This is a genomic window from Achromobacter sp. RW408, from assembly GCF_003184165.1.
Taxonomy (GTDB): domain Bacteria; phylum Pseudomonadota; class Gammaproteobacteria; order Burkholderiales; family Burkholderiaceae_B; genus Achromobacter; species Achromobacter xylosoxidans.
The window spans coordinates 491,398-500,274 of record NZ_QHHO01000022.1 but is presented as its reverse complement, the minus strand read 5'-3'; the positions used below and the strand labels follow the sequence as shown (position 1 = coordinate 500,274).

The 8,877-nt window shown below is 70.4% G+C and carries 11 protein-coding genes; 3 read left to right on the top strand and 8 right to left on the bottom strand.

Going from position 1 to position 8,877, the window contains the following annotated elements; all coding sequences use genetic code 11:
- Positions 1–10 precede the first annotated feature (10 nt).
- From DK459_RS04570 to DK459_RS04550, 5 genes are all read right to left on the bottom strand, one after another.
- On the bottom strand, positions 11–715 hold the full coding sequence (locus DK459_RS04570; protein ID WP_006384411.1) for an SDR family oxidoreductase: 705 nt from the start codon (positions 713–715) through the stop codon (positions 11–13).
- An 88-nt stretch (positions 716–803) separates the two neighbouring features.
- A complete protein-coding gene (azu, locus tag DK459_RS04565; protein ID WP_070540538.1) occupies positions 804–1,256 on the bottom strand; it encodes an azurin in 453 nt (150 codons plus the stop codon).
- A gap of 165 nt (positions 1,257–1,421) precedes the next feature.
- Entirely contained in the window at positions 1,422–2,747 is a 1,326-nt protein-coding gene (locus tag DK459_RS04560; RefSeq protein WP_024070202.1) for a sorbosone dehydrogenase family protein, read from the bottom strand.
- 56 nt (positions 2,748–2,803) lie between these two features.
- Positions 2,804–4,129 (bottom strand): ferric reductase-like transmembrane domain-containing protein, encoded by a 1,326-nt coding sequence (locus DK459_RS04555; RefSeq protein ID WP_024070201.1) that lies wholly within the window; start codon positions 4,127–4,129, stop codon positions 2,804–2,806.
- 10 nt (positions 4,130–4,139) lie between these two features.
- Complete coding sequence (locus DK459_RS04550; RefSeq protein WP_020926634.1) at positions 4,140–4,475, bottom strand: PepSY domain-containing protein; 336 nt, start codon at positions 4,473–4,475, stop codon at positions 4,140–4,142.
- 197 nt (positions 4,476–4,672) lie between these two features.
- On the opposite strand from DK459_RS04550, the gene DK459_RS04545 reads away from it, so the two are divergent.
- Genes DK459_RS04545 through DK459_RS04535 form a run of 3 tightly spaced genes read left to right on the top strand, consistent with a single transcriptional unit; the run spans position 4,673 to position 7,061 of the window.
- Positions 4,673–5,020: a PepSY domain-containing protein gene (locus DK459_RS04545; RefSeq protein WP_006386695.1), complete on the top strand. Its 348-nt coding sequence runs from the start codon at positions 4,673–4,675 to the stop codon at positions 5,018–5,020.
- Entirely contained in the window at positions 5,020–5,682 is a 663-nt protein-coding gene (locus DK459_RS04540) for a response regulator transcription factor (protein ID WP_006386694.1), read from the top strand. The genes DK459_RS04545 and DK459_RS04540 overlap by 1 nt, the downstream gene beginning before the upstream one ends.
- Positions 5,679–7,061 (top strand): sensor histidine kinase, encoded by a 1,383-nt coding sequence (locus DK459_RS04535; RefSeq protein WP_038504316.1) that lies wholly within the window; start codon positions 5,679–5,681, stop codon positions 7,059–7,061. The genes DK459_RS04540 and DK459_RS04535 overlap by 4 nt, the downstream gene beginning before the upstream one ends.
- 40 nt (positions 7,062–7,101) lie before the next feature.
- Here the strand turns inward: DK459_RS04535 and DK459_RS04530 are convergent, their stop codons facing one another.
- The 3 genes from DK459_RS04530 to murI form a co-directional block, all read right to left on the bottom strand.
- The gene (locus tag DK459_RS04530) at positions 7,102–7,530 is read right to left on the bottom strand and encodes a universal stress protein (protein ID WP_006384626.1); all 429 of its coding nucleotides are present in this window, start codon (positions 7,528–7,530) and stop codon (positions 7,102–7,104) included.
- A gap of 9 nt (positions 7,531–7,539) precedes the next feature.
- Positions 7,540–7,965, bottom strand: a complete 426-nt coding sequence (locus tag DK459_RS04525) for a universal stress protein (RefSeq protein ID WP_020926638.1) — start codon at positions 7,963–7,965, stop codon at positions 7,540–7,542.
- A gap of 134 nt (positions 7,966–8,099) precedes the next feature.
- The coding region (murI, locus tag DK459_RS04520) for a glutamate racemase (protein ID WP_233256756.1) at positions 8,100–8,877 on the bottom strand (778 nt) is incomplete at its 5' end.

Here is an 8,877-nt window from a genome sequence, read left to right as displayed (position 1 = left end):
GCCGCGCGGATCAGACCGAGCGTGTGATGCCGCCGTCGATGCGGATGTTCTGTCCGGTGATGTACGAGGAAGCGTCGGAGGCCAGGAAGGCGATCAGGTCGGCCACTTCCTCGGCGGTGCCGTAGCGGCCCATCGGGATGCGCGCGCGCCGGTCTTCCTTTTCCGGCAGGCTGTCGATGAAGCCGGGCAGCACGTTGTTCATGCGCACGTTGTGCTCCGCGTATTCGTCCGCGAACACCTTGGTGAACGCGGCCAACCCGGCGCGGAACACGCCGGACGTGGGGAACAGCGCTTCCGGTTCGAAGGTGGCGTAGGTCGAGATGTTGACGATGGCGCCGGATTTCTGGCGCTTCATGACCGGCGCCACCAGGCGCGCGATGCGCACCACGTTGAGCAGGTAGAACTCCATGCCCAGGTGCCAGTCGTCGTCGCTGATCTCCAGCAGCGGACCCTTGGGACCGTGGCCGGCGCTGTTGACCACGGCGTCGACGCGGCCCCACTGCTGCAGGGTCGCGTCCACCAGCCGCGCCAGGTCCTCGGGCGAGCGGTTCGAACCGGTCACGCCCAGGCCGCCGAGTTCGGCGGCCAGCGCCTCGCCCTTGCCGGACGAGGACAGGATCGCCACGCGGTAGCCGTCGGCGGCCAGTTTGCGCGCCGCGGCCGCGCCCATGCCGCTGCCGCCGGCGGTGATGATTGCCACTTTATCCGTGCTCATGCGTCGTTCCCCAAGAGTATTGGCAAACGGTCATTGTAGGGGCGGGCACGGCGGCCCCGCGCAGATCCCGCGAGGCCGGCAGGGGCGATCAGTCGACCAGCTTGAGCACGCCCTTCATCAGCGCGAAGTGGCCGGGGAACGAGCAGAAGTAGGCGTAGTCCTGGCCGGCGGCCAGCTTGCTGACGTCGAAGGTGACCGAATCGGTTTCGCCGCCGCCGATCACCTTGGTGTGGGCGATGACGCGGGCATCGTCCTTCTTGACGTAGTTGTTGTCCAGGCCGGCGGCCATGCCGTCGTTGACGGCGCCCTGCATGTCGGCCTGCTTGGTCAGCACCCAGTTGTGGCCCATGACGTTCTTGGCCAGCTTGCCGGGGTGCTTGAGGTTGACGGTGAACTGCTTGCAGCTCTTGCTGGCCGTGATTTCCTTCTTGTCGAACTGCATCTGGTCATTGCCGGCGATGTCGACCGAGCATTCGGCCGCCAGCACGGGCGCCGAGGCCAGGGCCAGGATGGTTGCGGCGCAGAGATTCTTCAACAGCATGTTCATGCCTCCAGGTGTCGAGGGGAAAAGGGCCGCGGAGCCGTTGCACGGGATCCCGCGGGCGACAAAGTGATCCGATCTCAGTCTACGCCTCTTGGGCCGGCCTTGCCCGCCGGCGGTTTGACGCAGCGCAATCGGACGCCAGCGAATTGCGCGGGCGCCGCATCAACGCGCCGCTGGCTGCGCCGTTACGCGCCAGATCACGTTGCCGACGTCGTCGGCCACCAACAGGCCGCCGCGCCCATCCACGGCCACGCCCACCGGCCGGCCGCGGGCCTGGCCGTCCGCGTCCAGGAATCCCGTCAGCACGTCGCGCGCCTGGCCGTCGGCGCGGTTGCCGGTGAATGGCACGAAGATGACCTTGTAGCCGCTGCGCGGGTCGCGGTTCCAGGAACCATGCTGGCCGACGAACATGCCGTGGGTGAACGGCGCCGGCAGCGTGGCGCCGCCGGACCAGGCCAGCCCCAGCGAGGCGGTGTGCGGCCCCAGCGCGTAATCCGGCACGATCGCCTGCGCCACCAGGTCCGGGCGCGGCGGCTTCACCCGGGTGTCGACGTGCTGGCCGAAGTAGCTGTATGGCCAGCCATAGAAACCGCCGTCGCGCACCGAGGTCATGTAGTCGGGCACCAGGTCGCTGCCCAGCTCGTCGCGTTCGTTCACCGCCGTCCACAGCGTCTTGCCGTCGGGGCCCCAGGCCATGCCCACCGGGTTGCGCAGGCCGCTGGCATACAGGCGCTTGGCGCCGCTGGCGACGTCGATTTCCCAGATGGCGGCGCGGCCTTCCTCTTCCGCCATGCCGTTCTCGGCGACGTTGCTGTTCGAGCCGACCGTCGCATACAGTTTGGCGCCGTCGGCGCTGGCGATGAGGTTCTTGGTCCAATGATGGTTGCGCCCCGCGGGCAGGTCGGTCACCTTGACGCCGGGCGCGTCGATGCGGGTCTGGCCGGCCTGGTACGGAAACCGCAGCACCGCGTCGGCGTTGGCGACATACAGCTGGTCGCCCACCAGCGCCATGCCGAAGGGCGAATTCAGGCCTTCCAGGAACACGCTGCGCGTCTGCGCCGCGCCATCGGGCGTCAGGCCGCGCAGCAGCGTGATGCGGTTGGCGCTGGGCGTGCGCGCGCCGGCGCGCTTCATGACGATGCCGGCGGCCCAGTCCTTGAGGCCGCCGGACATCTCGGGCGGCTTGGGCGGCGCGTTGGTCTCGGCCACCAGCACGTCGCCATTGGGCAGCACGTAGAGCCAGCGCGGATGATCCAGGCCGCGGGCGTAGGCGGTGACCGCCAGGCCGCTGGCCGGCGTCGGCAGGCCGGTCTCGCTCCAGCCCACCGCCCTGGCCGTGTTGACCGTGGGAATGAGGGTGGTATTGGGGGCGGGCAACTCGGGCCGCGGCCCCATGCCGGCCTCTACCGGCAGGCGGGCGACTTCGCCGCAAGCGGCCACCAGGCTGGCGGCCGCGACGAGCGCCGGCAACAGGTATCGAATTCGCATGGCGCGGCTCCAGGCGCGGATGGGCGAACTTCCATCATACGACGGGGCGGCGTGGGCTAGCGCATGTCGAAGGCTTCCTGATGCCAGTGGACGTTGCCGCGCCCCAGGCGCCGCAGGCCCTTGCGCAATGCGTTCGCCAGCCCGGCGGGGCCGCAGTACCAGACATCGGCGACGCGGCCGGCGGCCACTTCGCCCTGCGCCAGCGCGGCGGCGTCCAGGCGCTGGCCGGCGGCGGCGCTGTGTACCTGGAGCGTGACGTTGTCCAGCGCGGCGCAGCGTTGCCGCAGCACGTCCACGAACGGGTCGGTTGCGCCGTCGCGCACGCAATAGTGCAGCCAGACGGGCGGCGTGTGGCCGGACGCGTCGCGCGCGGCCTCCAGCCAGGCCAGGAAAGGCGTGACGCCGATGCCGCCCGCCACCCACACCTGCGGGCCGGCGGCGGGACGCTCGAAGCGGCCATAGGGGCCTTCCACCATCACGGGCGCGCCCTCGCGCAACGTGGCGGCCAGCCGCTGGGTGTAGTCGCCCAGCGCCTTGATCTGGAACGTCACGTCGCGGCGTCCGCGATGCGGCGCGCTGGCGATGGTGAACGGGTGCGCGCCTTCGCGCCGGTCGAAGGTGACGAAGGCGAACTGGCCGGCGGCGTGGCCGGGCCAGCGCGCACCGAGTTCACAGGTGACTTCGAGGATGTCGCCAGGCCGCTGCGTCAGCGCCGTCACCCGGCCCGCCACGCGCCGGGCCCCGCCGATGCGGCCGGCCAGCGACAGCAGCGCGGCCCAGGCGCCGCCCGCCATCAACGGCAGCAGCAGCGCGCCGGTCGGCCCGGTCCAGTAATAGGCCGGCGCCAGCGCCAGGGTATGGAACACCAGTATCAGGTAGGCCAGCGGCATGGCGCGGTGGACGATGCGCCAGGCATGGTACGGAAAGCGGCGCCACAGCGTGATGACCAGCATGGCCAGCAGCGCGTAGATCGTCCATTCGCCCAGGTCCTTGGCCAATCCGCGCGAATCCGCCAGCATGGCCAGCACCGCGTCGCGCGCCGGTCGGCCCTCGGCGCCGACCAGCGCCTTCAGCGGCGTGCTGGCCAGCTTGACCAGCCAATGCGCGGCGCCGGCGCCGATGGCCAGGATGCCGGCCCATTTGTGCAGCCGGTAGATCTTGTCCATGCCGCCCAGCGGACCTTCCAGCCAGGCAGGGCGCAAGGCCAGCAGCATGATCAGCGACATCAGGCCGATGGACCAGACGCCTGTCAGGTACAGCGCCTGCTGGCGCAGCACCCAGGGCCAGGCGGCCGTGGCCGCCGGTTGCAGCACCAGGGCGTCGATGGCCCAGGCGCCGGTCAGCGCCAGCAGGAACAGTCCCAGGACGGTACGGGTTTTCATGGCGTCGGCCTCAATCCTTGATACGGCTGCGCAGCACCGCGCCGGTCTGCGCGTCCACCCGCAGCTTCACGCGCTGGCCTTGCGGGTTGTCGGCCTTGACGTCGTAGCCGCGGTGATGCTCCAGTTCGATCTCGGTGATGTTGCGATAGCCCGCGGCGGTCAGCGTGTCATAGACCTGGCGCACGGTCAGGATCTGCGCGGCGGGGGCGGCCTGGACCGGCGCGGTTGCGGCGGGCGCCGGGGTCGCCGGAGCGGGCTGGGGCGCGGTCTGCGCCAGCGCGGCGGTGCCCGCGAGGGCGGCGGCGCCGATGGCCAGGGCGGACAGGGTCTTGCGGATCGGGTTCATGCGGTTTTCTCCTGAAGGTCGAGGTAGGGCCGTGGATCGGCCATGACGTCATTATTCGGCGGGGCGCATGAACCCGTTCTGAAGCCGCCGTTCACCCGCCGTTCATGTTCCGCCCGCTATAAATGAGGCGCTTGTGCTCCCTGTTTTTCCCCCGCGCGCCGGGTTACCCTGGAACGCGACCGCCCGACGGAATTCCCATGACCGCACGCCTACGTATCGCAATCTGGCTGACCGGCCTCGCGCTGGCCCTGGCGCTGGCCATCGGGCCGGGCGCGGGCCGCGCCGACGAAAGCGACCATGAACAGGCGCGCCAGGCCCTGCAGGCCGGCAAGGTGTTGCCGTTGCGGTCGGTGCTGGATATCGTCGAGCGTGATTTCCCTGGCCAGGTGGTCAAGGTGGAATTCGAGGAGGATGACGGCATCTTCCTCTACGAAATCCGCCTGCTGCAGCCCGGCGGCAGCCTGGTCAAGCTGAAGATCGATGCGCGCGACGGCACCGTGCTGGGCATGAAGGGGCGCGACATCCAATTCCGGAACCGACACTGATGCGCATACTTGTCGTCGAAGACGAACCGACCCTGGCCGCGCAGCTGGCCGAGGCCCTGCGACTTGCGGGTTATACCGTCGACGCCGCCGCGGACGGCGCCGACGCGCACTACATGGGCGAGGTCGAGACCTACGACGTGGTGGTGCTGGACCTGGGCCTGCCGGTGATGGACGGCCTGACGGTGCTCAAGCAATGGCGCGCGGCCGGCCGCGGCATGCCGGTCCTGATCCTGACCGCGCGCTCCAACTGGCACGAAAAGGTCGCCGGCATCGACGCCGGCGCCGACGACTACCTCACCAAGCCCTTCCACATGGAAGAACTGCTGGCGCGCGTGCGCGCCTTGCTGCGGCGGCACAGCAACCACGCCAGCGCGCAATGGCGCTGCGGTCCGCTGATGCTCGACACGCGGCTGGCCCGCGCCACTGTCGACGGCCAGCCGCTGAACCTCACCAGCCACGAATTCAAGGTGCTGGCGGTGCTGATGCAGCACGCCGGCGAGGTGGTCTCGCGCGGTGACCTGATCGAACACATCTACGCCCAGGACCACGACCGCGACTCCAACACCATCGACGTGTTCATCGGCCGCCTGCGCAAGAAGCTGCCGGCCGACACCATCGAGACCGTGCGCGGGCTGGGTTACCGGCTCGCCTGTCCGTCATGACCGCGTCGCGCGCGCCGGGGTCGCTGCGCTGGCGCATGCTGGCCGGCACGCTCGCCTGGATCGCGGCGATCATCGTGCTGGCCGGATGGGGACTGGGCAGCCTGTTTCGCCAGCACATTTCCGAACAGTTGCGGGCCGAGCTGGCGCTGCACATGAACCAGTTGACGGCGGCGGTCAGCGTGGCGCCGGACGGGCGGCCGACCGTGGCCTCTCCCTTGAGCGATCCCCGCCTGGAGCAGCCGCTGTCCGGCCTGTACTGGCAGATCGACCGTCTCGACGACGCCGGCCGCGTGGTGGCCGCGGGCGTGGCGCGTTCGCGCTCGTTGTGGGACCAGGTGCTGGCCCTGCCCGCCACTGACCGCGCCGATGGTTTCCATGACATCGCCGGACCCGAGAACCACGACCTGAGCGCGCTGACGCGCCTGCTCAAGCCCGAAGACAGCGACGCCGGCGCGCTGCGCCTGGTGGTGGCCGCCGATCGCGCGGTGCTGGCCGAGCCCATCGAACGCTTCGACCACATGCTGTTGCTGTCGCTGGGCGCGCTGGCCGCCGGATTGGTGGCGGCAGCGGTGGTGCAGGTGATGGTTGGGTTGCGGCCGCTGGGGCGGCTGCGGCGCCAGCTGGCCGCGCAGCAGGGCCGCAACAGCGTGCGCATCGAGGGCCGTTTTCCCAGCGAGATCCAGCCGCTGGTCGATGATTTCAACCGCGTCCTGGCGGTCAACGCCGACATCGTGCAACGGGCGCGGACCCAGGCCGGCAACCTGGCGCATGCGGTCAAGACGCCGTTGACCATCCTGGGCAACGCGGCGATGCGCGAAGAGGGCGCCTTCGCCCGCCTGGTGCGTGAACAGGTTGCGATGGCGCAGCGCCAGATCGACCACCACCTGGCGCGCGCGCGCGCCGCGGCGGCCTCCGGCACGGCGGGCGGACGCACGCCGCTGCGGGCGCCGCTACAGGCGCTGTTGCGCGTCATGCAGCGCTTGTATGCGGCACGGGAACTGCAACTGGAGATGGACGAATTCGCCGACCGGCTCGAGTTTCGCGGCGAGGAGCAGGACCTGCAGGAAATGGCCGGCAACCTGCTCGACAACGCCTGCAAATGGGCCGCGCGGCGCGTCCGCATCGGCGCCCAGGCGACCGCGCCAGACCGCCTGAGCATCGTGATCGACGACGACGGCCCGGGCATCTCCGAAGACGAGCGCGAACGCATCTTCGAGCGTGGCGTGCGCATGGACGAGCAACGGCCAGGTTCCGGCCTGGGCCTGGACATCGTGCGGGACCTGGCCGGCACCTATGGTGGCGAGGTCGGCGCGGGGCCATCGCCGCTGGGCGGGCTGCGCGTGACGCTGACCTTGCCGGCGTTGCCGACCGGCCTCTAGCGGACCTGCCGCGCCGGCCGCCTCGCGCCGTCGCCGGGGTTCAGCGCACCAGCGTCACCGGCACCTCGGCCAGTTGCACCACCTGGTTGGCGACCGAGCCGATCAGCACGCCGGCCAGCGCGCCATGGCCACGCGTGCCCATGACGATGCGCGCGCACTGGTGTTCCTGCGCATAGGCGTGGATCTCGATCGCCGGTTTGCCGAATTCGACATGGCTGGTGTAGTCGGTGCCGGTGACATCGAGCAGCTTGCGCGCTTCATCGGCGGCTTCCTGGCCCTCGCGCACGTAGTACTCGTCGATCATGTCCTGCGTGACCAGCCGCGACAGGCCGGCGCGGCCCTGCGGCGGCGACTGGATGTTGAGCAGGTGGATGCGCGCGTCGGGCGCGCCCTGGGCCAGCTGGCGCGCGTGCAGCACGGCGCGGTTGGCATTGTCGGAACCGTCCACGGGGACGAGGATGTTCAGCATGGCGGCTCCTTACTTGACCAGGGTGACGGGCAATTCCGTCAGGTGCAGGACCTTGGTGGCGACCGAGCCCATGAACAGCGCGGCCACCGAGCCCATGCCGCGCGTGCCCATGTAGATTTCGTCGGCGTCGATCTCGGCGGCGACGCGGGCGATGGTCTCGGCCGCCGCGCCGGTCTCGATGCGCGGGGTGAACGGCACGCCGGCTTGCGCCAGCAAGGCGCTGGCGTCGCGCAGCGCGGCCTCGCCTTCTTCCTGGTGATAGGCGTCGATATCGGCCTGCGACAGGCCGCGGCCGATCTTGCCGGCCTGCAGCGGGATCTGCACGGTCAGCAGCTCCACGCGTTCGACGGGGTCATAGCTGCGCGCATCGAGCATGGCGCGCACGGCGTGGACGGCATGCTGCGAGCCGTCCACCGGGATCAGAATGCGTTTCATCGACGTCTCCTTGTTGTCCGCGAGCCCGCGGCCGCCCCGTCATGGCGGCGCCGCGGCAACTCCACTTTACGCAATTATTCCGCCGGACGGGGGCCGGCGGGATGCGCGCAATCAAAGGAAACGGAATCGGCCCGTCAGCACCAGCCGGGCGGCACCCGCGTGGCGGTCGCCGGCAGGCCGAGCAGTTGCGCGGCCAGGCCGGCCAGCGCGGCGGCGTCGCCGGTGGTCACCAGTTCCACCGCGCCGGGGCCCGCGCCGGCCAGCAGTCCGCGTTCCTGCAACTGGTGCCGCAGGCGCCGCGCCACCGGCCCGCCGGTTTCCAGCAATGGCACGGCGGGGCCCGCCGCGGCCTGGATCGCGTCATGCAGGAACGGGAAATGGGTGCAGCCCAGCACCAGCGCGTCGGCGCCCTGGGCCAGCAGTTCATGCACCGGCGCGGCCACGACGCGGGCGGCGGCCTCGCCTTGGATTTCACCGCGTTCCACCTGCAGCACCCATTCGGGGCAGGGGCGGAACAGGATGCGGATCTCCGGCGCCTCGCGCTGCACCAGGGCGGCGAACTTGGGGCTGGCCAGCGTGCCCGTGGTGGCGAAGACGCCCACCACGCCGCTGCGCGTCAGGTGCGCGGCCGGCTTGATGGCTGGTTCCACGCCGATGATCGCCAGGTCCGGATGGCGGGCGCGGAGGGCGGCGATGGCGGCGGCCGTGGCGGTGTTGCAGGCCACCACCATGGCCTTGGCCCGGCGCGACACCAGGTAGTCGGCGATGGCCAGCGCCCTTTGCTGGACGTATTGCTGCGTCTTCTCGCCGTAGGGCACGTGGGCGGAGTCGGCCACGTACAGCAGGTGCTCGTGCGGCAGGGCCTCGCGGATGGCGCGCAGCACGCTCAATCCGCCGACGCCGGAGTCGTAT